Here is a 24889-nt window from a genome sequence, read left to right as displayed (position 1 = left end):
CCTGCTATTCAAACGTACGGGCTTTTAAAATGTGAACATTCCTGCCCGCATGATTGATAAAAAAAGCCCCCTCACTGAAGAGGAGGGGCAGATGCCGTATTCGCGGTGAAGATGTCATCTTCGAATGGGATGCCGCTTTCTACATCGAGCAGCCGGCGCTTCATGTCCAGGCCGCCTCGGAACCCGGTGAGCTTTCCGTTCTTGCCGATGACGCGGTGGCACGGGACGTGGATGAGAACCGGATTTTTGCCGATGGCGGAGGCAACGGCGCGCACGGCGTCGGGACGGCCGATTTTAGCGGCGATGTCCGAGTAGGTTACCGTCTGACCGCACGGGATCTCCCGCAGTGCCTTCCAAACGCCCAGCTGGAAGCCCGTTCCGGACAGGGCGACCGGCTGGTTGAACTCGGTGCGCCCGCCATCCAGGTATTCGATGAGTTCCGTAATATACGGCTCAAGCGCCGTCCGGTCTTCCGCCAGCCGGCTGCCCGGCAACCGTTTCGCCGCCCACCGTTCCACTTCGTCCAGTCCGCCGTCCTGAGAACCGATGTAGCAGAGCCCCTCCCGCACTGCCGCCACGTGGAATTTCCAGTCTCCGTGTTGAAGCAGTGCCCAGCCAATCGTCCGTTCCTCCATCATTGATCCGCTCCTTCCGTTTTTTCTTCCCCTGGTTTCGTGTGCCTGTTTGCTTCCAACGGCCGCTTGCTTCACTTATAGAGTCTGATTCTTAACATACAGGCTCAGTTTCTTAACTTACAGACGCTGTTTCTTAACCTATGAGGCCGCTTTCCAGACAGTCAGCCCCCACCCATCATCCTGTGCTGCAGTTTTTCCTGTTACCCAGCATTATACCATGCGGCCACGCAAAAACCCCCGCTCCGGAAGGTTGCATCCGGGGCGGAGGTTTTCGGCTTTTCTTATTTTCCGGCCTGGTTCATGAATGCCTGGAAGTCGGCGATCGACGGATTCGTGTTGTAGTGGCCGCCTTCGACCTGGATGGTCTGGCCGGTGATGAATTTGGATTCATCGGAGGCGAGGAACAGCACGGTGTAGCCGATGTCGTCCGCTTCGCCGTGGTACGGCAGCGCATTGTATTTCGAGAAGATGTCGAGCACCTGCTCCGGCATATTCTTGCGTGCGGCCGGCGTCAGGATGAGTCCCGGCGCCACGGCGTTGCAGCGGATGTTGTCTTTGCCGTACTGGGTGGCGATGTACCGGGTCAAGTTGACGACGCCCGCTTTCGAGGCTCCGTATGCAGAGCGGGTCGCATCGCCGGCAAAGCCCGCCATCGAGGCGGTGTTGATGATCGAGCCGCCCCCCGCTTCGATCATGTGGGGGATGGCGAAGCGGCTTCCGAGCAGGACGCTCTTCAGGTTGACGTCCATGAGGCGGTCCCATTCGTCAAGGTCCATATTCAGGACATCGAGGTCCTTTTTCAGGTTGGTGACGCCGACATTGTTGTAGAGGATGGTGATCGTGCCATATTGTCCGACCGTGAATTCAACGGCTTCGCGGATGGACGCTTCATCTCCCGCATCGAGGAAGATGCCTTTTGCTTCCCCGCCGGCTTCGGTGATTTTTTGCGCTTCTTCTTTTGCTCCCGCTTCGTTGAAGTCTGCGAGTACGACCTTCGCGCCTTCCTTCGCGAGTAGCTGTGCAGCCGACAGGCCGATGCCCGAGGCGCCTCCCGTGACGAGTGCCACCTTATTTTGTACGCGTCCCATCAGGATCGCTCCTCTCGTTGTTCGTCACCGGCCGTCAGGGTATCCAACAATTTCCGGTTAATGGCGATATATTGTTCCACTTCTTCTTTCGTCAGGGCGCTGAACATGCGGATGCGCAGATCCGTTCCCGTCTGGTGTGCCGCTTTGAGCACTTCCTGGCCTTTGTCGGTGATGGCCAGCAGGACGTGACGCCGATCCTGCTCGTTTGCCCTGCGCTCCGCAAGTCCTTCCCTCACCAGCTTTCCTGCGATATTCGTGATCGCCGCGGCGGTGTAGCCAAGCTTGGCGGCAAGGACAGATTGGGGCTGCGGGCCCCGATGGGAAAGTTCCGACAGGACGAGCACCGGCGAGACGCCGATGTTTCGGTCAAACGCCTTGGTCCATCGGATGAGCATTTCATTCGTGACGGCTTCCGCCGAATGGATCAGTTCAAACAGATCCGTTTCTTCTTCCATGTCCACCCCTCCATTTCTGCCGGCCCCCGTCTTTTTCATGGCAGCAGGGCATTTTTATTGGGTTCGGGGGCTCTATCTTCAGTGAATCGATCTGATCCACTCTTTCCCAGTCACCGGTCACCGCAACATCGTTGCGCCGCCGTCGACCATGATTGTCTGCCCGGTGATATAGGAAGCGTCGTCGCTCGCGAGGAAGACGGCAACGCGGCCGATATCCCCTTCCAGTTCGCCGAGCCGGCGCATCGGGATCCGGGAGATCATCGCGTCATACGCCTCCGGCTCGTGTTCTTTCCATTGCTGGATGCCCGGGGAGTTGGCGATCGGCGAGATGAGGTTGATATTGATGCCGTCCTGGCCCCATTCGTTCGCCGCGACGCGGGTGATGCCCCGGATCGCCTCTTTTGCGGCTGCGTATGCAACTTGATTGACCTGCCCGTTCAGCCCGGCTCCGGATGCGAAATTGATGATGCTTCCCCGCGATTGTTTCAGGTGCGGATAAGCGGCCTGCATCAGGCAGAACGTCGGATAGAATCCTGTTCCGAAGCTGAGGTCGAGGTCTTTCTGGGTCGTTTCGATGAACGGTTTCTGCGTGGATGCGTGGGCATTGTTCACGAGGATATCGAGCTTCCCGAATCTGGAGACGGCTTCCTCTATAAGGTTGCCGAGATTCTCGCGATCCATCAGATTGCCTTTGATAAAGAACGAATCAGGCGAGTATGATTGCAGTTCCTTTTGTGTCTCATTTCCGAGCTCTTCGTTGATATCGACAATGGCGACCTTCGCGCCTTCCTTGGCGAACGCAAGTGCCATTCCGCGGCCGATGCCTCCGGCCGCTCCGGTGATCACCGCCGCCTTGCCTTCCAAACGTCCGGTCATTGTGCATTCCTCCTTGATTCTCGACACTTATTTTAACACTTTATAGTTTAGTGTTAAAGCGAATGAGCCTGGGAGGAGGCGCAGAATGAAGCTGCTTTCATTTCCGGAAGAATACACCCTTGGCGGAGGCGACGGCCGTCCCGTCTTCCCCGTAGATCATGCAGGCCGCGTGGATAAGCGTCTTCCCGGTTTTCACGAGCTCGGCGTCGGCGATAAGGGTCTTGCCCGTTGCTCCCCGGAGGAACGAGACATTCAAGTCGACCGTCACGATCTGCTGGATCCCCTCTTCATCGGCCGGCAACAGATTCGACATGGCGACGTCCGCTAGTGAGGAAATGACGCCTCCATGGATGACGCCCGCGCTGTTGACGAACAGGTCCTGTACAGGCAGCGTCACCCGGACACGGTCTTCGGAGAGGCGTTCGTATTGAAATCCGAGAAATGAATCGAACGGTTGCTTGATGAACATGCGGCAGTCCCCCTAAGATTGAATGGATATAATCTCATTGTGCCTTGGCAGGGAGCGGGTCGCAAGGAAGGTGGTCAGACGGTGGAAATCGGCGGCGGCGTTGAATTTAAAGGGGAGCGGGCCGGGTTTTCCTGAGATACGGGTGAGTTTTACCGTGAGTGGTGTGAGTTTTACCTTAAGCGGTGTGAACTTTACCATCACTGCCGTGAGCTTTCCCGACCGACGCGGGTTTCCCCGACCGGGGTGAGTTTTCCTTAGACCGGCGTGTGTCTCTCCGACCGACGCGGGTTTCCCGACCGGGGTGAGTTTTCCTTAGACCGGGGTGAGTTTTACCGTGACCGGTGCGAGCTTTACCTTAAGCGGCGTGAGTTTTACCGACCGACGCGGGTTTCCCCGACCAGGGTGAGTTTTACCGTGACCGGGGTGAGTTTTACCGTGACCGGTGCGAGCTTTACCTTAAGCGGCGTGAACTTTACCGACCGACACGGGTTTCCCCGACCGGGGTGAATTTTCCTTAGACCGGGGTGAGTTTTACCGTGACCGGTGCGGGCTTTACCTTAAGTAGGGTGAGCTTTACCGACCGACGCGGGTTTCCCCGACCGGGGTGAGTTTTACCGTGACCGGTGCGAGCTTTACCTTAAGCGGCATGAGCTTTACCGACCGACGCGGGTTTCCCCGACCGGGGTGAGTTTTACCATCACCGGTGCGAGCTTTACCTTAAGCAGGGTGAGCTTTACCGACAGACGCGGGTTTCCCCGACCGGGGTGAGTTTTACCGTGACCGGTGCGAGCTTTACCTTAAGCGGGGTGAACTTTACCGACCGACGCGGGTTTCCCCGACCGGGGTGAGTTTTTCCGTGACCGGTGCGAGCTTTAGCGGTGTGAGCTTTACCGACCGACGCGGGTTTCCCCCACCGGGGTGAGTTTTCCTTAGACCGGTTCGAGTTTCACCTTAACCGGCGCGAGCTTTACCATCACCGCCGCAAGTTTTACCCCAACCGACGTGAGTTTTACCGTCGTCATGGGAAAGCCTTTCCTGGATCAAAAAACAGGCACCGGCCCCCATGGGGTCGGTGCCTGTTTAGGTAATCCGGTCAGATTTCTTCTCCGAGATTTTGGGAGACAAAGACTTCGGATACTTTTTCGATTGCCTGTTCGGCATCGGCGCCTTCTGCGGTGATGGTCACTTCCGCGCCGCTGGGGATGCCGGCAGCCATGACGGCCATAATCGATTTCAGGTTGGCCGGCTTGCCGTTGTGGACGAGCCGCACTTCCGCATCAAGCGGGTTGACCGCGGATACGAGCAGTGTGGCCGGACGGGCGTGGAGCCCTTCGGATGCAGTGATTTTGAATGTCTTTTCCATGATGTTTGCTCCTTTTGACCGAGACCGTCGGACAGTCCCGGTTCATTCAGTATGGGTTACCAGCCGGGTTTATTTCCCTTGCTGAAGTTTTTTCACTTCGTCGGCGACGAACTGGACGCTCGTTCCGACGATGACCTGGATGTTGTGCTTTCCGATGACATTGATGCCCGGGACGCCGGTGGACTTGATCTTCTTCTGGTCGACTTTGTCCATGTCGGTGACTTCGACGCGGAGACGGGTCGCACAGTTATCCACGGAGATGACGTTGTCGCCGCCGCCGAGGCCTTCATAGATCGTGGCCGCCATCGCCTTGAACTTGTCATCCTTCGAAGCCGGTGCAGAACCGGCAGCCGGAGCGCCTTCTTCCGCTTCCAGCGCTTCTTCGTCTTCGCGGCCCGGTGTCTTCAGGTCGAACTTGACGATGAGGAAGCGGAACAGGAAGTAATAGATGACGGCGAACACAAGTCCCTGCAGCAGCAGCATGACCGGCATGTTCGCGATCGGTATTCGCAGACTCAGGATATAGTCAATCAATCCGGCACTGAATCCGAAGCCGGCGGTCCACTGGAACGAGGCCGCAATGAACAAGGAGAGTCCGGTCAGCGCGGCGTGTACGACGTACAGCACCGGAGCGAGGAACATGAACGAGAATTCCAGCGGCTCGGTCACGCCTGTGAAGAAGGAGGCGAAGCCCGCAGCCAGCATGAGGGAAGCCGCCTGCTTGCGCCGCTTCGTCTTAGCCGTATGGTACATGGCGAGCGCAGCAGCCGGGAGGCCGAACATCATGATCGGGAAGAACCCGGCCTGATAGCGTCCGGTGATCCCCTTCGTGCCTTCGCTTGCCCAGAACTTGCCGATGTCGTTGATGCCGACGGTGTCGAACCAGAACACGGCGTTGAGTGCGTGGTGAAGGCCCGTCGGGATGAGCAGCCGGTTGAAGAAGCCGTAGATGCCGGCACCCGCCGCTCCGAGGTTGAGGATCGTCTGTCCGAAGGAGACGAGCCATCCGTAGACGATCGGCCAGACGAAGAACAGCACGGCCGACGCGACGAGCATCGCTGCGGCGGACATGATCGGCACCAGCCGCTTTCCGCTGAAGAACGCGAGGAAGTCCGGCAGTTTCACCTGGCTGAACCGGTTATACATGACAGACGCGATGATGCCCGAAAGAATACCGATAAATGCATTGTTGATCTGGGCGAACGCCATGTCCACGTTTTCCGGATCTGCCTGTGTCAGAAACGCAACCGAGTTGGTCGACAGCATGTTCGTCACCACGAGGAAGGCGACGAGACCGCTCAGCGCAGCCGCTCCGTCTTTTTCCCTCGACAGTCCGATTGCGGCACCGACGGCAAACAGGATCGGAATGTTCTTGAGGATCGCATCGCCGGCCGTGATGAGGAAGGCCGCGAAAACGTTGCCGGACCCCCAGCCGTCATGGTCGATCCAGTAACCGATCCCCATCAGAATGGCTGCAGCCGGCAGGACCGCGACCGGAAGCATAAGTGAGCCCCCGAGCCTCTGGAAATACTTTTTCATCATTTCATCCCCTTTCGTTGGTTGGCAGGTTAATTAAAAATGGTTTCCCATGGTTACCCGTGATTGCCCGGATTCCGGATGCGCTCGATGTGCAGTGTGATGTAGGCCAGTTCCTGCTCGGGAATCCGGATTCCGTGAAGGCTCCTGGCCGTCTCCGACATTTCCAGCGCACAGTTGTAAGAGTCCTTGTATTTTGTTCTGATCAAAGCGCACATCTCATCATCGAGCGCATGGAATTCGTACCGTTCAAAATGATTGACCGCGTGGCGCAGATGGGTGACGAGCCGCTGGTAGGCGATATCGCCCGCCGCCACCTCCCGCCCGATGCATCTGCGAAGGGATTTCAGCATGTCCCTCAAGATGGTGGCCTGACGGATCGTATCGCCCAGGTCACCGCCCTGTGGTTTCATCGTATGCAAATGAAGCGCGATAAACGCCGCCTCGTCCTCCGGCATTTCCACTCCGAGTTCATCACGGACGAGCCCGATAGCCCAGAGGCCGATCCGGAATTCCTCCGGATACAGAAGACGGATTTCATCCATGAGCTTGTTGTGGACGCGGATGCCGTCGATCGTGCGCTCGATGGCGAACGACAGGTGATCGGTCAGCACCAGGTGGATGTGTTCGTTCAGTTTTGAGCCGAATACTTCCTCGGCCCGGGAGATGATCCTCTCCGAAAGCGTGAAATGCTCTTCGGGGATCCGGCCGAGCAGGCTGACGAGCCGGCCGTTCTCCGACATGATGAAGATTTTTTCTATTTTATCGAGCGCCACCGGATCGTTCCGTTTCCGGTTGAAGGCGATGCCCGCCCCGACGACGACTTTCTCCAGCCCTTCGTCCTCGACGATGACGGCATTGTTATTGAGGATTTTTTTGATCTTCATGGACGTCCTCCCCACTTTCCGGCCGGGCGGCAGCGTCAGTCGGCGGACACCGAGAGAATCACCGTCTCACCGGCAGCGCACGGACCGTCCGCTTCCCGGCTGATCGTCCTGCCCTCGCCGTTCGTCACCACGATCGGCGTCACGATGCTGGCCGCGTGTTCTTTCAGATAGGCCCAATCCGCTTCGATGAGCGGCTGCCCTGCCGACACTTTGTCCCCCTGGCTCACCTTGACGCTGAACCCTTGTCCTTTGAGCGACACCGTCTCAAGCCCGATGTGAATCAGAAACTCCGTGCCGTCACCGGACTTTACGCCGACCGCATGGCCCGTATCGGCGACCATTTCGACGGTCCCGTCCACCGGGGACACGACTGCTCCGCCTGACGGCATGACGGCAACTCCGTCCCCCATCATCTTCTGGCTGAATACCGGATCCGGCACGTCCTCCAGCAAAACAACTTCTCCCGTGACGGGCGCCACGACTTGCAACGGCCCGTTATTCTTCTTCTTGAACAGATTGAACGCCATGATCATCACTCCTGTTAATCATTTTGAATTAAATTCCCTCTTTTGGAGGGGGAAAACAAAAGGCATGAGAGCATGGCGGAAGGGTCCGGCCCTACCGCAAATGCTCCCATGCCTGATCGGATCAGTCACATGAGACCGCTATCATTTTCTGGGTTTATCATAACACGGGCTGAGCCGGCTGGCAACATAAGTTTCATTATTCAGAATACAAATAAAGAAAATACCGGAGGGTTCCAAACGGTGCCCTCCGGCAAATTTCCGGCCGCTTTTCGGTTGCTTAACACTCGGGCAGGTTTGCTTAACACTCAGCGTTCTTTGCTTAACACTGGACCGTTTTTGCTTAACACTCGGTCATCATGCGGTTCAGTTTGAGGTGGCGAAGTCGGGAAGATACACGGTATAGTCTAAGGACGGGGTCAGTGTGCAAGTACAGATCCATGCGTACACCACCCGCATTATTCCAATCAAACATCTCCCTCGTATATAATGGAAAGACCCACAACATGAAATCCATCCTCGGCTTCATGTCGCTCGTGTCGCACGGTGCATCCGTAACCTTGCGGGTAGAAGTCAGCAACGAAAACGAAGCGATGGCCAAAGTCGATGAAATGATGAATTCAGAAAGGCTGGCTGAATAATATGAAGTCCACAATCAACGGCATCGCCGCCTCTGACGGCATTGCAATCGCAAAGGCATTCCGGCTTGAGCACCCTGTGCTGGAAGCAAAAATACGGAACATCACGGACATCGAAGCGGAACAAGCCCGGCTGGACGCGGCGCTGGACGCCTCTCGCCGTGACCTGGAAGAGATCCGCAAACGGACGGCCGGGGAGATCGGCGAGGAAGAAGCGGCGATCTTCAGCGCCCATCTGCTCGTGCTTGATGATCCCGAGCTCATCGGGCCGGTGAAGGAGAAGATCAAGGGCGACGGGGTGAACGCCGAGTATGCGCTCGACGAGACCGCCTCCGGCTTCATCACCCTGTTTGAGTCAATGGACAACGACTATATGAAGGAGCGCGCGGCGGACATCCGCGATGTGACGAAGCGCATCCTGTCGCATCTGCTCGGCGTGACGGTCCCGAATCCCGCACTCATCCGGGAAGAAGTGATCGTCGTGGCCGAAGACCTTACACCGTCCGACACGGTCCAGCTCAACCCCGCCTGGGTGAAAGGGTTCGTCACGGACATCGGCGGCCGCACGTCCCACTCGGCCATCCTCGCCCGGACGCTTGAAATCCCGGCGGTCGTCGGCATACGTTCCGCGATGGCGGAAATCGCCGACGGGGACATCGTCATCGTCGACGGCACGACAGGCGAGGTGATCGTGCGGCCGGATGAGCAGACGCTTGCCGGCTACACGGAAAAACAGCAGGCATTCGACCTGCAGCGCGGCGAGCTTTCCCGGCTTGCCGGGGAGCCGAGCGTCTCGGCCGACGGACACCGGATCGAGATCGCCGGCAACATCGGTTCCCCCGCGGACGCTGCCAAGGTGCTCGAGAACGGCGGCGAGGGCGTCGGCCTGTTCCGGACCGAGTTCCTGTACATGGGCCGAGACTCCTTCCCTACGGAGGACGAACAGTATGAAGCCTACCGGAGCGTCCTGGAACAGATGGACGGCCGTCCGACGATTGTCAGGACGCTGGACATCGGCGGCGACAAGAAACTGTCTTACATGCAGCTGCCCGAAGAGGAAAATCCGTTCCTCGGCATCCGGGCCATCCGGCTCTGCCTGGAGGAGGAGGACATGTTCCGCATTCAGCTGCGGGCCCTGCTCCGTGCGAGCGTCCACGGAAAGCTGAAGATCATGTTCCCGATGATCGCCACCGTCGACGAATTCCGCCGGGCGAAGGCGGTCCTCCTCGACGAGAAACAGAAGCTCACGGCCGCAGGCACGCCGGTGGGCGACGATTTTGAAGTCGGCATGATGGTCGAAATCCCGGCTGCCGCCCTCATGGCGGACGCCTTTGCAAAAGAAGTCGACTTCTTCTCGATCGGCACGAATGACCTGATCCAGTACACGATGGCCGCCGACCGGATGAATGAGCGGCTGAGCTATCTTTATCAGCCGTTCAGCCCGGCAGTCCTGAGGCTCATCCGGAACGTCATCGACGCGGCACACCGCCAAGGCAAGATGGCCGGCATGTGCGGAGAAATGGCCGGCGACGAACGGGCCATCCCGCTTCTCCTCGGCATGGGGCTCGACGAGTTCTCGATGAGCGCCTCCTCCATCCTGAAAGCCCGTGCCAAAGCCGCAGAAACATCCAAGGCGGACATGGAAAACCGTATCGACGAAATTCTCTCTCTCGCTTCGGGTGAGGAAGTGCTGGAATACCTGGAAAACATCCGATAAACGCACCGCGCGCCGCTTCCCTGACGGGATGGCGCGCGTTTTTGATTCCGGTCTCCGGCAAGCCGTGTCCCGGATCTGCACGAGCACATCGCTTGAACTCAGTCCAAACGTCCGGATAATGTAAATCAAACGGAAGGAGCTGGAACCCCGATGAAAGTGAGTGTGCTGGACCAGACCCAGCTGATGGAGGGAATGACGCCGGAGGACGGCTTTGCCCGGACGGTGGAAATCGCACGGCATGCGGACCAAGTCGGACTCGAACGCTATTGGCTGTCCGAGCATCACGGATCCGCGGCGCTCGCCGGGTCCGCCCCGGAAATTCTTGCGGCCTATCTGCTTGCGAGAACGGAGCGGATCCGAATCGGCACGGGCGGTGTCATGCTGACCCACTACGCCCCGTTCAAAGTGGCGGAAAGCTTCCGTGTGATGAGCGCCCTGGCGCCGGGCCGGGTCGACCTCGGCATCGGCAAGGCGCCGGGCGGCACTCATCTACCGACGATCCTGCTCGCAGGCGGCCGTTCGCTCGAGGACTGGGGCCCCCGGAAGACCGACCGCTTCCCGGAGATGGCCGGGGAACTGCTCGGCTATCTTGCGGACGGGCTGCCTCCGGAACACCCGTTCAGCGGCCATCTGCAGGTGAGCCCAACCGTCCGGGAAGCACCGGACGTCTGGATCCTCGGCACCGGACCGTCATCGGCACAGCTTGCTGCCGAACACGGACTCTCCTATGCATTCGCCCACTTCATCAATTCGGATGAAGAAGAGATGGCGGAGACGCTCGGGCTGTACACGGACGGTTGGCGGGCGGCCGGCCACGCCGGCAAGCCCCGGACCATCGTCGCGATGCGGGCGTTCGTCGCCGGGACCGACGATGAAGCAGATTGGATCGCCAGGAGTGCCCTGCACGGCCAGTTCTGGACACACCGCGGCCGCCAGGTGAAGCTCCCGCCCCCTGAAGAAGCGCTCACCGACGTGCAGACCGAAAAAGAACGGGATGAGATCGAGATGATCCGCCGATCGTGGCTCATCGGCTCCGCAGATACCGTGCAGAAACGGCTCGACGCTCTTACTGAACACGCACCAATTGACGAAGTGATGGCGGTCTCGCCAATTTTCGATTCCGCAAAGCAGAAACGGTCGCTCGAACTGCTGAAGGAAGCAGCGGCCGGCATCTGAGCCGCTTTGATCTAAGATGAGGATCACGCAAAACGCCCTCTCCTATAAAGAGAGGGCGTTTTTCTTCGTATCGATCCGTCAATCGGTCTCCATTTCCGCAACCGTCTCTTCCACTTCGGCACGCGTCATTTTCTCGCGGCCTTCCTTCAGCGCATTCAGCGTCTTATGCGCAAGGGCGAGCGGCAGCCGGCAGAACAGCAGGACGCTCTTCTTCTTCAGCGACTTCATGTATTCGTCGGCCTTGGCCAGGTTCTCCTCAGCGTACTCAAATAAGTCATCGCGCGTCCATCCGTCCGGGACGAACGAGACGCCGCGCTCGGCGAAGTCCTCTTTCTCATTGCGGAGGATGTTGACGGCCTGTAGCCCGCGGCCGTATCCGATGGCGAGGTCCCGGTCCGTCTGTTCACCGGCGTAAAGCTCAAACAGATCCGACAGCATGACGCCGACGAGCCCGGCTACGTAATATGTATAGTCGTCCAGGTCCTCACGCGTATGGACCTCCCAGTTTTTGCGCGCCCAGGCGGCCATGCCTTCCGCCATCTCCCGTGCGGCATCCGCCAAGATCTGCCGGGAATCCGCCGGACACGCCTCCAGCCAGTCCCCGAGACGCAACGTCACTTCCGGCATCCGGTCCTTCGTCGGGCCGAGGATGTCCAAATAACGTTCCTCATCGAATGGCCCTTCGAACAGGCCGGCCACCTTCATCAAGAGGTCGTATTTCGCTTCATTGTCCAGCTCTTCGTGGTCCTCGATCTCGTCGATCGCCCGAAATACGAGATACGCGGAAGCCACGGAGTGCTTTAGCTCCTTCTTCAAAAATGTGATCGGTATATAAAATGTCCGGCTCGTCTCTTTCAGCACGCGCATGGCATCTTTCGGAAAAGTGCTCTCCATGTGTTTCCCTCCTCCAGTCAAATCGGGTCCGGCACGGCCGGTCTCGAAAGGTCTTCACCATGTTCTCCATTATATCGCTCTTGGCCGGTTACTTGAAATAAAGAACTGTTATCCGCCTCGCGATCAATAGACAGTCTTTTTCCTTTCAGGCACGTTTCCTGTATACTGTAAAAAAACTGACGGCTAAAATCTTTCAGAAATGAGCAGGTGAATGGTTTGATCGAAATCCGAACTTCCGCTTTGAGCGACGGCGAATTTAACCGGGGCGTGTTTGCCACGAGGGATATCCAAAAAGGCGAACTGATCCACGAAGCCCCCGTGATCGCCTATCCGAACGAGCAGCACCACCATATCGAGCAGACTTTGCTCGCTGATTATGCGTTTGAATACGGCATCAACCATACCGCCATGCTGCTCGGCTACGGCATGCTGTTCAACCATTCCTATCAGCCGAATGCAACGTACGAGATCAGCTTCGATAAGCACACATTCGATTTCTATGCCTATACCGACATCAAGGCCGGCGAAGAGATCCTGATCAACTACAACGGGGATGAAGAGGACCAGGAGAAGCTCTGGTTCGACCGGGAAGATGAAGACGAAGACTGACCCGGATCCATCAAACAATCAGGGAATCTAAAAAATCAGTTTCACAACTGAAAAAGCAAAAAGCAAGGACTTTGGTCGCTTTCCGCGGGCCAGTCGCCGAGCCTCCTCCGGCATAAGCCGTGCGGGGTCTCGGACAACCGGCTATCCCGCAGGATTCTTCCGACGTCCTTGCTTTTTGCTGTCTCACAGCACTTTCAGTACTTTCTGGACAGCCCTGTCTGTGTCCCAAAAGCATTATGTAAGCCGCTTCGTCATGATCAGGTCACGCTGTTCATCGGTCCCCATAAAGAATGAATGGGCGCCGGTCTGCACAAAGCCTGCTTTTTCGTAGAATTTGATGGCGTCGGAATTATGTTCCCACACGCCGAGCCAGATCTTGGACTTGCCATGCTCGCCGGCGAGTTCAATCGCCAGGTCCATCAGATGCCTTCCGAGCCCCATCCGCTTGAACGCCGACCGGATGTAGATGCGCTCGACTTCCAGGGCATCTCCCCCCATGTCTTCCGTCTGGGCAGATCCGGTGTTCACTTTCAGGTAGCCCGCCGGTTCCCCGTCTTTTCGGATCAGGTAAAACTCCGACAGGGGCTCGGCGAGTTCGCCGGCGAGTTTCTCCGGGGCAAACGCGGACTCCAGATAAGCCTGCATGATTTCGGGTGGGTTATGCGCATCGAACGTTTCGATGTAGGTCCCGATTCCAACCTCCCGGATTGTATCCAAATCCCCCGCACCGCATTTTACAATTTCAGTTGTCATTTTGTTCATCTCCTCGTTGAGCCGTCTCAATACTCTCTCTGATTGCCTTTTTTGACGTTTTCCCAATCCGTTTCGATATTCCGCCTCATCCTGCAGAGAAGTCCATGGGCAGTCCGGATCTCCTCGTCCGAAAATCCATCCAGCGCCACGCGGTGGGAGTGTTCATTTTCACGGATGATGAACGGATAGATGTCCTTTCCCTTTTCCGTCGGGTACAGTTTCTTGATCTTCCTGTTTTGTTCATCATCCCGCTTTTCGATGAACCCGTTCGCCTCGAGCTTCTTTATCGCACGCGCCGCGGTCGTCCGGTCCACTTTGATCATCTCGGCGAGCTTCTCTTGGATGATCCCCGGATTCTCACAGATCCGGACCACATATAAATACTGGCCCTTCGTCAGGTCGATTTCCTTGAACTCGATGTTGCTGATCGAATCCAGCGCCCGGGCAATCATTCCAATTTCCCTGAGAATTTCATTCATGGGGGCACCTCCTTTCAAAAACATGTTGCAAATGCAACGAAATGATCCTATAGTTAATTTACCGCAGTATTGTTGTACTTGCAACATATCTCATCAAAGGAGGAACCGGCTTTGAAGTATTGCTTTTATGTCACCGGGATTCTTCTCCTGACCCTCGGGGTCTCGCTCACCATCCGTTCAGGCCTCGGAACCTCCCCGTTTGATGCCATGCTCGTCGGCCTGTCGAAGAACGTCGGGCTGACGGTCGGCAGTTGGGAGATCCTCATTGCACTCATCATGGTCGGCACCAATTCCCTGCTTTCCGGGAAACGCCCTGAACTCCTCGGCCTAGTGACTGCCATGATCACCGGTGCGGGAATCGACCTTTGGCTGTTCCTTCTTGGGGGATATGCTTTGCCAGCAGACGGACCGCTCCAGTTTCTCTGCTTCTTTGCCGGGATGCTCATCATCGGGTTTGGAACCGCCATTTACCTGCATACCAACTTTGCCCCGGTCCCGGTCGACCGCCTGACATTGATCATCCGGCAGTTGACCCATACAAACCTGTTCGTGGCCAGAACCCTGATTTACGCGCTGTTTCTCGTGCTGGCACTGGCTGCCAAGGGACCGATCGGCATCGGCACGGTCCTGACTGTCTCATTCGGCGGGCTGCTTCTGAACTTCTTTACGCCTTATGCGGAACGGATGATCGCCCCTTTTCTGCACGGACCTTCCCGCATCGAAAAAAGCCCTTTCCCGCATTGAAGGAAAGGGCTTACTCTATATTCCTCACATCCATGCCCCATCAGGATCAGACGTTCAGCCTGCCCCGGAATCCGCGCGAGGCATAGTAAGATGAGGCCCCGTTATGGTAGACAAAGACATGCCCGTAGCGCCAGTCACAAAACAGGGCACCGCCGAGTTCCCGAATATCGTCAGGCGTCCGGATCCAGCTGGACGTCTTTTTGTCGAAAGGTCCGAACGTCTGAAGCTGCCGGTATTCGTCTTCCGTCAACAACTCGATCCCCATCCCGGCCGCCATTTCTTCCACACTTGCTTCCGGCTTGTGCTTGGCCCTCGATTCGAGTGCCTGCCGGTCATAACAGGTGCTCCTTCGGCCCTTCGGACTTTCCGGGGAACAGTCATAAAACAGGTATTCCCCCGTCTCCGGATCGATGCCCACAACATCCGGCTCACCGCCTGTCCGTTCCATCTCACCGAGCGACCAGAGCCTGTCCGGACGGGCTTCGAGTTTCAGCCGGATCTTCTCCCATTCCAGTCCCTCATGCCGCTCCATGTTGCTTGTGAAGCGCTTCCGAAGGATCTCCAGCAGTTGATCGCGCTCCTCCGGTGCCAGTTCCTCGGTTTCAGTTTCCATGAATGCCCGCCTCCCCGTTCTTTGAATTATGCATTTGTACTCGTTTCATCATCTCTGGAGGTCCGCTTTCTTATAAATTGAACAGGAGATCCAGCAGCTGTGCGAGAACCCCGAACACCAGCAGGATGCCCGCCAAAGTGCCGAGTGCATACCGGATCCCGATCCGGTTGAACCGGCGGGTGTCCGGCGTCTCCACCAGATAGTAATGATGTTTCTTGCCGCAATCCCCGCAGCGAATCCGGTACCAGGTTTTCCGGAAGTGGGTCTGCCGGCCGAATATGCCGGTGTTCACCCTGAGCTCCCGTCTTTTCCAGCGCAGGGAAGAAGCCTGCCCGTAAGGGATCCGGACTTGATGCGGGCAGTCATCCGAGACGAGGTCGAGCCCGGCATCCCGGGACCAGTTCTCCCTTCTCAGCGCCCGCTTGTACAGGACCCTCCCCGTCACCAGCCCCGCAAGGATGACGACAAATAATAATAGAAACGCCCATATGACCACCAATTTTCCTTCTCCTCTTTTAATGATCCCCCGACCGAACCGTACAGCCCCGCCGGCCCTGGATCATCCAATTGTGCGGATCACGCTTCCATCCTGATCGGTGATTTCCGTCTTTACGATCTCCACTGTCAGCCCATCCTTGAAAGGAGCGTCAAACCTTCGTGCTTGGGGGACGAGATTCTGTGCCATCTCGCGCGCAGACCGGTCATCCAGGACAATGGTGACTTCCTGGCTGTCCTCCATGTGCAAGGCCTGTTCGCCCCGCTTGAACACGACGGAATGACCTGCTCCCGCCAGCGTCAATTCCCTTCCTTTCGGAATTCTCCCCAAAAGCAGCTTGCCGATGATATCTGCCTGTTTTGCCCCGATTGTCAGAACCGGCGCGGTTTTGCGGAGCCATCCCTTTTTCCCCGGTGTCCAACCGAGTTGATCGACAAACAGGAAGCCTGTACTCGAACCCTCCCGCTCCAGTCCGTCCTGCACGGCATCGGAGACCGCTTTGTCCTCCATGAGCGAATGACGCTCCAGATCCGTGAGATATGACGGAATGTGAGCGGCACCGGCATCCAGGACGCCAAATGTATTCCAGGCCTGCATGGCCGCCAGTTCGTCTTGTGTGATCCCTGTCATCTGCAGAAATTCCACCCGTCCGTTCGGCGTATCAATCCCGGGGAGTTCCGGGTCACGGACGAATGCCAGTGCCGTCAGCCTGGTGTCCGAATCGAGACAGATCGGTCCGTTCGCATCCATGTAATCGCCCGCACGGAAAACATTTCCGCTGGAGAATACATATCTGCCCATGTTCTGCAGAAGATTCAGCGCCCATGCCGGCGGCTCTTCCTCCTCTTGTGTGCGCACGAGACGGAATGTCAGTTCAAATCCATACCCGCTTTCTTCCGGGTCCCCGCTTTCTTTTTGATACAGTTCAGAAAAGCCATATGTCACGAAATGCCAGTGCGGCACCGGCTCTTCCGCCTGATAGGCACTGATCCCGTCAAGCGGATCAGATCCGCCCATCGCGTATGGAATGAGTGTTCCGTAATGCTTCGGTTCCTGAGCCCCGTATAGCCTTTCCAGCGCCCCGTCGATGGCCTCCCAGCCCGGCGCCTGCCCTTCTTCTGTCATCCAGTTCCCTCCCGGTCAAGAATCTCTCATTCATAGGTTATGGTTATCGTCAGTCCATGTCCAGCAGAACCTGACCCTCCCACCAACCAGCAAGAGCAAAACATTCATACTATTTCGCGATAGAATTTCCACAAAAAACAACTTTACTTTTAATGTAAATCACTTTAAAATATCGACATAAAGCTATTCATGAAAGCCCTTCCATGAGGTTAATCATGATTCCCGCAACAGAAAATGTTATATCAATATAGTCAGATTATTCCTGTTTAATAAGAACCACCGCAGGTTATATGTAACACATTACAATTCAGCAACCCGCACATATACCCATTCAGAAAGAAGGCTACCCTATGAAAAAGAAGTTCAAATTTCCATTGGCCTATCAGATATTGGCGGGCTTAATCCTCGGAATCATTGTGGGTGCCGTGTTCTACGGAAATCCGGGAGTCGAGAAATACTTGCAGCCGATCGGAACCATGTTCCTCAATATGATCAAGATGATCGTCGTCCCGATCATCGTTTCGTCACTCATCCTCGGCGTTGCCGGAACCGGCGACATGAAACAGCTCGGGAAACTCGGCGGAAAGACGCTCCTTTACTTTGAAGCGGTCACCACGATCGCCATCCTTGTCGGTCTGCTGGCGGCCAACCTGTTCCATCCGGGCACCGGCGTGGACATGTCGAGCCTTCAGAAGTCCGATATCGGTCAATATATGGAGACAACGAAGGAAGTAAGCAGTGAAGATCACGGAATCCTGCAAACCATCGTGAACATCGTCCCGACGAACATCGTGGACTCCATGGCGAGTGCGAATATGCTGCAGATCATCTTCTTCTCGGTCCTGTTCGGTCTGGGTGTGGCGGCAATCGGTGATAAGGGGAAACCGGTCCTCGCCTTCTTTGAGGGAACGGCCGACGCCATGTTCTGGGTGACGAACCTGATCATGAAGTTCGCCCCGTTCGGTGTCTTCGCGCTCATCGCCGTCACGATCTCCAAGTTCGGGCTGTCTTCGCTCATCCCGCTCGGAAAGCTGATGATTCTCGTCTATGCCGCCATGATCTTCTTCATCCTCGTGATCCTGGGAGGCATCGCAAAACTGGTCGGCATCAACATCTTCAACCTTCTCCGGGTGTTGAAGGATGAGCTCCTGCTCGCCTATTCAACATCCAGCTCGGAGACGGTCCTGCCGAAGATCATTGAGAAGATGGAAAAATTCGGGAGCCCGAAGGACATTGTCTCTTTCGTGGTACCGACCGGCTACTCGTTCAACCTGGACGGCTCCACGCTGTATCAGGCCATCGCGGCATTGTTCATCGCCCAGATGTATCATATTGACCTGAGCATCATGGAACAGATCACGCTCGTTCTCGTACTGATGGTCACGTCCAAGGGCATTGCGGGTGTACCGGGCGTCTCCTTTGTCGTCCTGCTCGCCACACTCGGTTCTGTCGGCATCCCGCTGGAAGGCCTCGCCTTCATCGCGGGAATCGACCGCCTGCTCGACATGGCGCGCACAGTCGTCAACGTCGTCGGTAACTCACTCGCCACGGTCGTCATCGCAAAATGGGAACGCCGTTTCGACGATGGCAAACGGGAAGAATACGTGAACCTCTACAAGAATCATTCCGCGGATTCTCCCGCTTAAGTTCATTCAGCAGATGCAAAACAAACCACCGGATCATGGCTGATCCGGTGGTCTTTTTGTGCGCAATCCATCGCTCCATACCTATAGCTTCCTGATGCTTGCCCCGCCGCCGGTAAAGAGACGGCAGTTTGTCTGCAAGGGACACGCACTGAAAGCAACGGGACAATAAAGGACCTGCAATGACCCCTCCGCTGCCCCTCATAAAGTATCTCCATAAAAATGTTAATAAGCGATTCCCACACGCTTTTTTATATACTTACCGCTTTCTATCTGACTGTAAGCGAATTCCGCGGTATCCGGCACTGAAATTTGGCTGCCGCCTTCAGGCAGGAAATCCGGTTCCGTCCGGTAGTTGCCCAGCCGTTCTCCGTCCGGCAAGTATGTCGGACAGACGATAGTCCAGTCCAGATTGGATTGCTTCAGCAACTTGTAGACTTTCTCATGTTCTTCGGCCGCACGGGTAACTTTGCGCTTGGATTCGCTTGACTGATAGCGCAAGACATCCGGTTCGATACGGCTCTGCAGGATTCCCGCAGTCCCGATTGTAATGATCCGTTTGAGCCCTTCCGTTTCCATGGCTTTGATGATCAGGGGCGTGCTTTCCGAGAGTGTCGCGCGTCCGTCTGTATTTAGGGCACTGATCACAACTTCCATTCCATGCATGGCATATGCAATTGCATCATAGTTTAATGCATCGCCTTGAATGACCGTGAGGCGTTCATGATTTAATTGGACCTTCTCCGGCATGCGGGCAAGGACAGTCACCAGGTGTCCGTCACGAAGAGCATATTTGACGATGTGACTGCCAACTCTCCCGGTTGCGCCTAATATTAAGATTTTCAAGTTAATGGGCCTCCTCTTGCTTCTCTAAACAGGATAACAAAAAAGCCCCCAACCAAATTGGTTGAGAGCCTTGTGATGTTGAAAATTAGCGCTTCGAGAACTGAGGTGCACGACGGGCGCCTTTGAGACCGTATTTCTTCCGTTCCTTCATGCGTGCGTCACGCGTGAGGAGGCCTGCAGATTTGAGCGCAGGGCGGAATTCAGGGTCTACTTGAAGAAGGGCGCGTGCTACGCCGTGGCGGATTGCGCCGGCCTGGCCGGTGAAGCCGCCGCCGTTGACGTTGACGAGAACGTCGTAGCTGCCGAGTGTTTCCGTTGCAACAAGCGGTTGCTTGATGACTTCACGGAGTGTTTCGAACGGGATGTAATCTTCTGCGTCACGGCCATTGATGACGACTTTGCCTTCGCCGGGTACGAGGCGTACGCGGGCAACGGAAGTCTTGCGGCGGCCGGTGCCGATGTATTGAACTTGTGCCAAGTTGGTTCCTCCTCTAAATTACCCGCGAAGTTCGTAAACTTCCGGTTGTTGTGCTTGGTGCGGATGCTCAGCGCCTGCATAGACGTTCAGTTTGCGGAACATCTGACGGCCGAGCGGGCCTTTTGGAAGCATGCCTTTGATGGCAAGCTCGAGCATGCGAGTCGGGTACTTGTCGCGCATTTCGCCGGCTGTGCGCTTGCGGATGCCGCCCGGATGGCCCGTGTGACGGTAGTAGATCTTGTCCTGAAGCTTGTTGCCTGTGAGTTCGATCTTTTCAGCGTTGATGATGATGACGTGGTCGCCAGTGTCCACGTTCGGTGTGTACGTTGGTTTGTGCTTGCCGCGCAGGATCGAAGCGACTTCGGAAGCGAGACGGCCGAGCGTCTTGCCTTCTGCGTCGATCACGAGCCATTTGCGGTCAACATTTTGGGCATTCGCCATGAAAGTTGTACGCATGTGGTAATCCTCCTAGATTTTCGTTCAATCTGTTCCGTTTCTATATCCCAAACACAAAGAAACCTTACCGGGGCATTCTTTAGTGGGGTTATCGAAATACCGCTTATCATCATACCGTGGATTGATGGAGAAGTCAACCATTTTCCCGAAAACGCCAGGAAAAGTTGTTTCAGTCCCCGTATCGCACTTTTTCCAGATACAATCCCTGCGGCGGCGCGGTTTTCCCCGCTTTCGCACGGTCCCGTGCCGCCAGGATTTCCGGCACGGCGTCCGGGTCGAGCAGGCCCGTGCCGACCGCCCAGAGCGTGCCGGCAATGATGCGGACCATATTGTATAGGAAGCCGCTCCCGGTGATCATCATATGGAGCTCATCCCCCCGCTGCTCAAAGCGGATCGCTTCCACCGTGCGCACCTTGTCCTCGACATCCGTCTTCGCCGAGCAGAAGCTCGTGAAGTCGTGCGTGCCGATCAGATGCGCGGCCCCGGCTTCCATTTTTCCGATGTCGGGGGCCTGTCCTCTGGACGGAGAGGCGAAGTGGCGCCGGAACGGGCTCGGCACATCCGCGAGTTCCCAAATATACCGGTACGTCTTCCCCTCGGCCGAGAAGCGCGCATGGAAGCTCCCGGACACCTCCTCCGCATGCAGGACCCGGATATCGGCCGGCAGGCGGGTGTTGAGTGCCATCGCCCACCGTCCGTCCGGAATGCCGAGCGACGTGTCGAAATGGATCACCTGCCCGCTCGCATGCACGCCGGCATCTGTGCGTCCGGATGCCGACACCCGGACGGCAGTGCCTTTGTGAATGACGGCGAGCGCCGCCTCGAGTTCCTGCTGGACCGTCCGCCCCTTCGGCTGGATCTGGTAGCCTTCGAATCCGCTCCCGTCATAGGAAATGATCATCTTGATGCGCCGCATCGGCAGTCCCTCCTTGATCGCTGTTCCGGCCGGTTCTGTCCCGGTCTGCTCCCCGTCTCCCCCGGTCTTGTCAGCACAGGACGGGGGTCATCCCGCATGCCGCTGATATCCGCACGGACCGAGATGAATCCGTTCGTTCGGTGCATATCACCTGCGCAGCAGCCAGAGCCCTGCGATCAGCAGCAGCAGGATGAGCAGGGCGGTCGTGTCCCGCCAGTCCCATTTGAGCTGCCGGTAGCGCGTCCGCCCTTCCCCGCCCCTGTAGCCGCGGACTTCCATGGCGACGGCCAGGTCCTCTGCACGCTTGAAGGCGCTGACGAAAAGCGGGACGAGAAGAGGGACGACCGCTTTCACCCGTTCTTTCATCGTTCCCGACGAGATGTCGGAACCCCGGGCGAGCTGGGCCTTCAGGATCTTGTCGGTTTCGTCCATGAGCGTCGGGATGAACCGGAGCGAGATCGACATCATGAGGGCAAGCTCATGGACCGGGAATCGGATCTTCTTCAGCGGCCCGAGCAGCACTTCCAGGCCGTCCGTGATCGAGATCGGCGACGTCGTCAAGGTCAGGAGCGACGTCATGAGGACGAGGACGAGGAACCGGACGGATATATAGATCCCCTGCCGGAGCCCTTCCTCGTACACTTTGATAAATCCGAACTCAAACAGCAGGTCCCCCTGCTTCGTGAAGAAGATGTGAAGCAGGAAGGTGAAGGCGATCAGGAAGATGACCGGCTTCAGGCCGCCGATGAGGAAGCCGATCCGCACTTTCGAGACGATGATCGCAAACAGCGTGAACCCCAGAAGCAGTGCATAGGAAGCGGTGCTGTTCGCAAGGAACACCGCCGCGATGAAGATGAACACGAAGATGAGCTTTGTCCGGGGATCCAGCCGGTGGACGAACGAGTCGCCGGGGATGTAGCGCCCGAAAACCATTTTCTCCATCATCGGGCGCCGCCCCCCTTCTTGACGGCACCGGCCAGGTAGTCGGCAAGCTGCTCCTCCGTCAGGCACGGAGGCCCTTCGGGAAGCCCTGCGCCGCGTTCAAACTCCCTCTGGAAGGCGACGGTGCGCGGGACTTCGAGCCGCCAGCGGGCAAGCCGCCCGGCATCTCCGAACACATCTTCCGGCGGGCCCTCGAGCACGTCCGTGCCGTCATGCATGACGATCACATGATCTGCATAGCGCGCTGCATCCTCCATGCTGTGGGTGACAAGGATTGTGGTCATGTCCCGCTCTTCATGGAGCCGGTGGAACAGGTCCATGATCTCCCGGCGCCCCGAAGGGTCCAGACCGGCGGTCGGCTCATCGAGCACGAGCACATCCGGATCCATCGCGAGCACCCCCGCAATCGCCACGCGGCGCATCTGGCCGCCGGACAGATCGAACGGCGACTTTTCCGCCGTCCCTTCCGGAAGGCCGAGCAGGCCGAGCAGTTCCTCGGCACGCGCCGCCGCTTCCGCTTCGGGGATGCCGAAATTGAGCGGCCCGAACATGACATCTTTCAGGACCGTCTCTTCAAAGAGCTGGTGCTCCGGGAACTGGAAGACGATGCCGACCTTGCGGCGTACGGACCGCAGCTGCTTGCCCTTCGTCTCTTTGGTAATCACGGTGTCTCCGACCCGCACAGTGCCCTCTGTGGGCTTCAGGAGGGCGTTCAGGTGCTGCAGGAGGGTCGACTTGCCGGAGCCCGTGTGGCCGATGACAGCCGTGTAGGAACCGTCCGGGATGCGGACGTCGACGTCATGGAGCGCCTGCTTCTGGAACGGCGTCCCCGCGGCATATGTATAGCCTACCCGTTGGAGCGTGATGTCCATAGACTTTCCACCAACTTCCGTTCCGACATGGTCTCTTCGAGCTCAAGGCCCCGTTCGCGCAGGAGTCCGGTCATCCGCGCCGCAAACGGCAGGTCCAGACCGAGCGATGTCAGTTCTTCCCCTCTTGCGAACACTTCCGGGGGCGTGCCTTCGGCGAACTTCCTGCCCCGGTTCATGACGATGATCCGGTCCGCCAGAAGCGCTTCCTCCAGATCATGCGTGATCGAGATGACGGACAGGCCCGTCTTCTCCCTCAGTTCAAGGATCACCCGGATCACTTCCTCGCGCCCCTGCGGATCCAGCATCGATGTGGCCTCATCCAGGATGAGGAGGCGGGGCCTGAGGGCAAGCGCTCCCGCAATGGCGACACGCTGCTTCTGCCCCCCCGAGAGGTGCTGGGGCTCATGGTCCAGGAACCTCTCCATCTTCACCTGGGCGAGCGCCTCGCGCACCCGCACGGTCATCTCTTCGAACGGGATTCCGTTGTTCTCCAGGGCAAACGCCACATCGTCCTGCACGGTCGCCCCGACAAATTGGTTGTCCGGGTTCTGGAACACCATCCCCATCTGCGACCTCTTGTCCCACAGGTTCTCCTCGGTGAGGGCGTCGCCGAACAGGCTGACCGTCCCTTCCTGCGGGAACAAAAGCCCAATCATGAGCCGGGCGAGCGTCGACTTGCCCGACCCGTTATGGCCGACGACGGCGATCCATTCGCCCTGGTGCATGTCCAGAGAGACGCCATCCACCGCATAGGGCTTGTCCGTCTCTTCCGGTGTATAAGTAAAACGGATGTCCTCCATGGACAGGATCCGTTCCATCGCAATTCCTCCTCTGCTCCGCTCTGCTGTCTATTCTAACGGAAACCGCACTGTCTGTCGTGCGGATCCCGGGGTGCGGCGGGCTGTCCTGCCCATGGGCGTCCCATCGGAGATGAAAACGTCCCATTGACACCCGCAGCGCTTCTCACCCCGCACCGCCCGGGGTCCGGACAGCCGGTTGCGGCATGCTGTCCGCTTCCCCTCTGTTCTGTCCCGCGGGTAAAAAAAAAAGCGCGCACCCCAAACGGTGACTGCGCTTTTTGTCGTATGGCGTTTCCGGCGGGTGCTCATTCCGCCGGCACCGGGTTGGGGTGCGTAGAGCTAGACGGGATCGGATGCGCAAGGCACCGCCCATCGTAACGCTCAGCTTTTTCATTGCCGTATAAATCGGATAGAAGAAAAAGGGGTGCAATCCATGCTCAGTAAACTGCACGCCCTTAGTCTTCGGGTCAATCAGATTAAACGAGTTCGATGATGACGACCGGTGCGCCGTCACCGCGGCGTGGGCCGACTTTCATGATGCGCGTGTAGCCGCCCTGGCGGTCAGCGTAACGAGGCGCAACATCGTCGAACAGCTTCTGGAGTGCGTAGACAGTCTCTTCGTTGCCTTCTTCGTCTGTCTTCGACACGACTTCACGGCGGATGAATTCTGCAGCCTGACGGCGTGCGTGGAGGTCACCGCGTTTCCCCAAAGTGATCATTTTTTCAACGACGGAACGGAGCTCTTTCGCGCGCGTTTCAGTCGTCTGCAGACGTTCGTTGATGATGAGGTCAGTCGCAAGGTCACGCAGCATCGCTTTGCGCTGGGAGCTTGTACGTCCGAGTTTTCTGTAGCTCATCG

Annotated in this window: 29 protein-coding genes; 6 read left to right on the top strand and 23 right to left on the bottom strand. The window is 57.4% G+C overall.

Features of this window, described 5'->3' with window-relative positions; genetic code table 11:
- Positions 1 to 71 precede the first annotated feature (71 nt).
- From B0B07_RS10825 to B0B07_RS10785, 9 genes are all read right to left on the bottom strand, one after another.
- Positions 72 to 638, bottom strand: coding sequence for a methylated-DNA--[protein]-cysteine S-methyltransferase (locus B0B07_RS10825; RefSeq protein ID WP_076758891.1), 567 nt, complete (start codon positions 636 to 638; stop codon positions 72 to 74).
- A 278-nt stretch (positions 639 to 916) separates the two neighbouring features.
- Positions 917 to 1723 (bottom strand): SDR family NAD(P)-dependent oxidoreductase, encoded by an 807-nt coding sequence (locus tag B0B07_RS10820; RefSeq protein ID WP_076758889.1) that lies wholly within the window; start codon positions 1721 to 1723, stop codon positions 917 to 919.
- On the bottom strand, positions 1723 to 2178 hold the full coding sequence (locus tag B0B07_RS10815) for a MarR family winged helix-turn-helix transcriptional regulator (RefSeq protein ID WP_076758887.1): 456 nt from the start codon (positions 2176 to 2178) through the stop codon (positions 1723 to 1725). The genes B0B07_RS10820 and B0B07_RS10815 overlap by 1 nt, the downstream gene beginning before the upstream one ends.
- Positions 2179 to 2295: 117 nt before the next feature.
- Positions 2296 to 3054, bottom strand: coding sequence for an SDR family NAD(P)-dependent oxidoreductase (locus B0B07_RS10810; RefSeq protein ID WP_076758886.1), 759 nt, complete (start codon positions 3052 to 3054; stop codon positions 2296 to 2298).
- Positions 3055 to 3151: 97 nt separating this feature from the next.
- Positions 3152 to 3523, bottom strand: coding sequence for a PaaI family thioesterase (locus B0B07_RS10805; RefSeq protein ID WP_076758885.1), 372 nt, complete (start codon positions 3521 to 3523; stop codon positions 3152 to 3154).
- Positions 3524 to 4616: 1093 nt separating this feature from the next.
- Complete coding sequence (locus B0B07_RS10800) at positions 4617 to 4886, bottom strand: HPr family phosphocarrier protein (RefSeq protein WP_076758883.1); 270 nt, start codon at positions 4884 to 4886, stop codon at positions 4617 to 4619.
- Between the two features lie 69 nt (positions 4887 to 4955).
- The gene (gene nagE, locus B0B07_RS10795; RefSeq protein ID WP_076759262.1) at positions 4956 to 6425 is read right to left on the bottom strand and encodes an N-acetylglucosamine-specific PTS transporter subunit IIBC; all 1470 of its coding nucleotides are present in this window, start codon (positions 6423 to 6425) and stop codon (positions 4956 to 4958) included.
- Positions 6426 to 6478: 53 nt separating this feature from the next.
- A complete protein-coding gene (locus tag B0B07_RS10790; protein WP_076758882.1) occupies positions 6479 to 7309 on the bottom strand; it encodes a PRD domain-containing protein in 831 nt (276 codons plus the stop codon).
- A 35-nt stretch (positions 7310 to 7344) separates the two neighbouring features.
- Entirely contained in the window at positions 7345 to 7836 is a 492-nt protein-coding gene (locus B0B07_RS10785) for a PTS sugar transporter subunit IIA (protein ID WP_076759261.1), read from the bottom strand.
- A gap of 356 nt (positions 7837 to 8192) precedes the next feature.
- Between B0B07_RS10785 and B0B07_RS15435 the strand changes: the two genes are divergently transcribed.
- The 3 genes from B0B07_RS15435 (at position 8193) to B0B07_RS10770 (ending at position 11364) form a co-directional block, all read left to right on the top strand.
- Positions 8193 to 8474 carry an HPr family phosphocarrier protein gene (locus B0B07_RS15435; protein ID WP_084186654.1) on the top strand — a complete coding sequence of 94 codons (282 nt, stop codon included), beginning with the start codon at positions 8193 to 8195 and terminating at the stop codon, positions 8472 to 8474.
- A 1-nt stretch (position 8475) separates the two neighbouring features.
- The gene (ptsP, locus tag B0B07_RS10775) at positions 8476 to 10188 is read left to right on the top strand and encodes a phosphoenolpyruvate--protein phosphotransferase (protein ID WP_076758879.1); all 1713 of its coding nucleotides are present in this window, start codon (positions 8476 to 8478) and stop codon (positions 10186 to 10188) included.
- Positions 10189 to 10338: 150 nt separating this feature from the next.
- Positions 10339 to 11364 (top strand): LLM class flavin-dependent oxidoreductase, encoded by a 1026-nt coding sequence (locus B0B07_RS10770; protein WP_076758877.1) that lies wholly within the window; start codon positions 10339 to 10341, stop codon positions 11362 to 11364.
- A 78-nt stretch (positions 11365 to 11442) separates the two neighbouring features.
- On the opposite strand, the gene B0B07_RS10765 is transcribed toward B0B07_RS10770, so the two are convergent.
- Positions 11443 to 12258 carry a squalene/phytoene synthase family protein gene (locus tag B0B07_RS10765; protein WP_076758876.1) on the bottom strand — a complete coding sequence of 272 codons (816 nt, stop codon included), beginning with the start codon at positions 12256 to 12258 and terminating at the stop codon, positions 11443 to 11445.
- 216 nt (positions 12259 to 12474) lie between these two features.
- Between B0B07_RS10765 and B0B07_RS10760 the strand changes: the two genes are divergently transcribed.
- The gene (locus B0B07_RS10760) at positions 12475 to 12867 is read left to right on the top strand and encodes an SET domain-containing protein (RefSeq protein ID WP_076758874.1); all 393 of its coding nucleotides are present in this window, start codon (positions 12475 to 12477) and stop codon (positions 12865 to 12867) included.
- Between the two features lie 234 nt (positions 12868 to 13101).
- Here the strand turns inward: B0B07_RS10760 and B0B07_RS10755 are convergent, their stop codons facing one another.
- Together B0B07_RS10755 and B0B07_RS10750 are read right to left on the bottom strand one after the other, a co-directional pair.
- Positions 13102 to 13620, bottom strand: a complete 519-nt coding sequence (locus tag B0B07_RS10755) for a GNAT family N-acetyltransferase (protein WP_076759259.1) — start codon at positions 13618 to 13620, stop codon at positions 13102 to 13104.
- 26 nt (positions 13621 to 13646) lie between these two features.
- Complete coding sequence (locus B0B07_RS10750) at positions 13647 to 14099, bottom strand: MarR family winged helix-turn-helix transcriptional regulator (protein ID WP_076758873.1); 453 nt, start codon at positions 14097 to 14099, stop codon at positions 13647 to 13649.
- Between the two features lie 111 nt (positions 14100 to 14210).
- On the opposite strand from B0B07_RS10750, the gene B0B07_RS10745 reads away from it, so the two are divergent.
- A complete protein-coding gene (locus B0B07_RS10745; RefSeq protein WP_076758872.1) occupies positions 14211 to 14843 on the top strand; it encodes a YczE/YyaS/YitT family protein in 633 nt (210 codons plus the stop codon).
- A 46-nt stretch (positions 14844 to 14889) separates the two neighbouring features.
- Here the strand turns inward: B0B07_RS10745 and B0B07_RS10740 are convergent, their stop codons facing one another.
- From B0B07_RS10740 to B0B07_RS10730, 3 genes are all read right to left on the bottom strand, one after another.
- Positions 14890 to 15456: a DUF4256 domain-containing protein gene (locus tag B0B07_RS10740; RefSeq protein ID WP_076758870.1), complete on the bottom strand. Its 567-nt coding sequence runs from the start codon at positions 15454 to 15456 to the stop codon at positions 14890 to 14892.
- A 70-nt stretch (positions 15457 to 15526) separates the two neighbouring features.
- Positions 15527 to 15955, bottom strand: a complete 429-nt coding sequence (locus B0B07_RS10735) for an eL42 family ribosomal protein (RefSeq protein WP_076758869.1) — start codon at positions 15953 to 15955, stop codon at positions 15527 to 15529.
- 60 nt (positions 15956 to 16015) lie between these two features.
- On the bottom strand, positions 16016 to 17077 hold the full coding sequence (locus B0B07_RS10730) for a suppressor of fused domain protein (RefSeq protein WP_076758868.1): 1062 nt from the start codon (positions 17075 to 17077) through the stop codon (positions 16016 to 16018).
- 350 nt (positions 17078 to 17427) lie between these two features.
- Between B0B07_RS10730 and B0B07_RS10725 the strand changes: the two genes are divergently transcribed.
- Positions 17428 to 18723 carry a cation:dicarboxylate symporter family transporter gene (locus B0B07_RS10725; protein ID WP_076758867.1) on the top strand — a complete coding sequence of 432 codons (1296 nt, stop codon included), beginning with the start codon at positions 17428 to 17430 and terminating at the stop codon, positions 18721 to 18723.
- 222 nt (positions 18724 to 18945) lie between these two features.
- On the opposite strand, the gene B0B07_RS10720 is transcribed toward B0B07_RS10725, so the two are convergent.
- The 8 genes from B0B07_RS10720 to rplQ all read right to left on the bottom strand — a co-directional run bounded on the left by B0B07_RS10720 (position 18946) and on the right by rplQ (position 24887).
- The gene (locus B0B07_RS10720; protein ID WP_076758865.1) at positions 18946 to 19566 is read right to left on the bottom strand and encodes an NAD(P)-dependent oxidoreductase; all 621 of its coding nucleotides are present in this window, start codon (positions 19564 to 19566) and stop codon (positions 18946 to 18948) included.
- A gap of 85 nt (positions 19567 to 19651) precedes the next feature.
- Entirely contained in the window at positions 19652 to 20044 is a 393-nt protein-coding gene (gene rpsI / locus B0B07_RS10715; protein WP_076758864.1) for a 30S ribosomal protein S9, read from the bottom strand.
- 18 nt (positions 20045 to 20062) lie between these two features.
- Positions 20063 to 20500, bottom strand: a complete 438-nt coding sequence (gene rplM, locus B0B07_RS10710; protein ID WP_076758863.1) for a 50S ribosomal protein L13 — start codon at positions 20498 to 20500, stop codon at positions 20063 to 20065.
- A 169-nt stretch (positions 20501 to 20669) separates the two neighbouring features.
- Positions 20670 to 21416 (bottom strand): tRNA pseudouridine(38-40) synthase TruA, encoded by a 747-nt coding sequence (gene truA / locus B0B07_RS10705; RefSeq protein WP_076758861.1) that lies wholly within the window; start codon positions 21414 to 21416, stop codon positions 20670 to 20672.
- Between the two features lie 147 nt (positions 21417 to 21563).
- Positions 21564 to 22361: an energy-coupling factor transporter transmembrane component T family protein gene (locus B0B07_RS10700; RefSeq protein WP_076758860.1), complete on the bottom strand. Its 798-nt coding sequence runs from the start codon at positions 22359 to 22361 to the stop codon at positions 21564 to 21566.
- Positions 22358 to 23230 (bottom strand): energy-coupling factor ABC transporter ATP-binding protein, encoded by an 873-nt coding sequence (locus B0B07_RS10695; RefSeq protein WP_076758859.1) that lies wholly within the window; start codon positions 23228 to 23230, stop codon positions 22358 to 22360. The genes B0B07_RS10700 and B0B07_RS10695 overlap by 4 nt, the downstream gene beginning before the upstream one ends.
- A complete protein-coding gene (locus B0B07_RS10690) occupies positions 23206 to 24048 on the bottom strand; it encodes an energy-coupling factor ABC transporter ATP-binding protein (RefSeq protein WP_076758857.1) in 843 nt (280 codons plus the stop codon). The genes B0B07_RS10695 and B0B07_RS10690 overlap by 25 nt, the downstream gene beginning before the upstream one ends.
- Before the next feature lie 458 nt (positions 24049 to 24506).
- Positions 24507 to 24887 (bottom strand): 50S ribosomal protein L17, encoded by a 381-nt coding sequence (gene rplQ, locus B0B07_RS10685; protein WP_076758856.1) that lies wholly within the window; start codon positions 24885 to 24887, stop codon positions 24507 to 24509.
- Between the last annotated feature and the right edge of the window lie 2 nt (positions 24888 to 24889).

Source organism: Edaphobacillus lindanitolerans (assembly GCF_900156305.1).
Taxonomy (GTDB): Bacteria; Bacillota; Bacilli; order Bacillales_A; family Planococcaceae; genus Bhargavaea; species Bhargavaea lindanitolerans.
The sequence above is the reverse complement of the archived record's forward strand: the minus strand, read 5'-3'. Positions and strand labels throughout refer to the sequence as shown.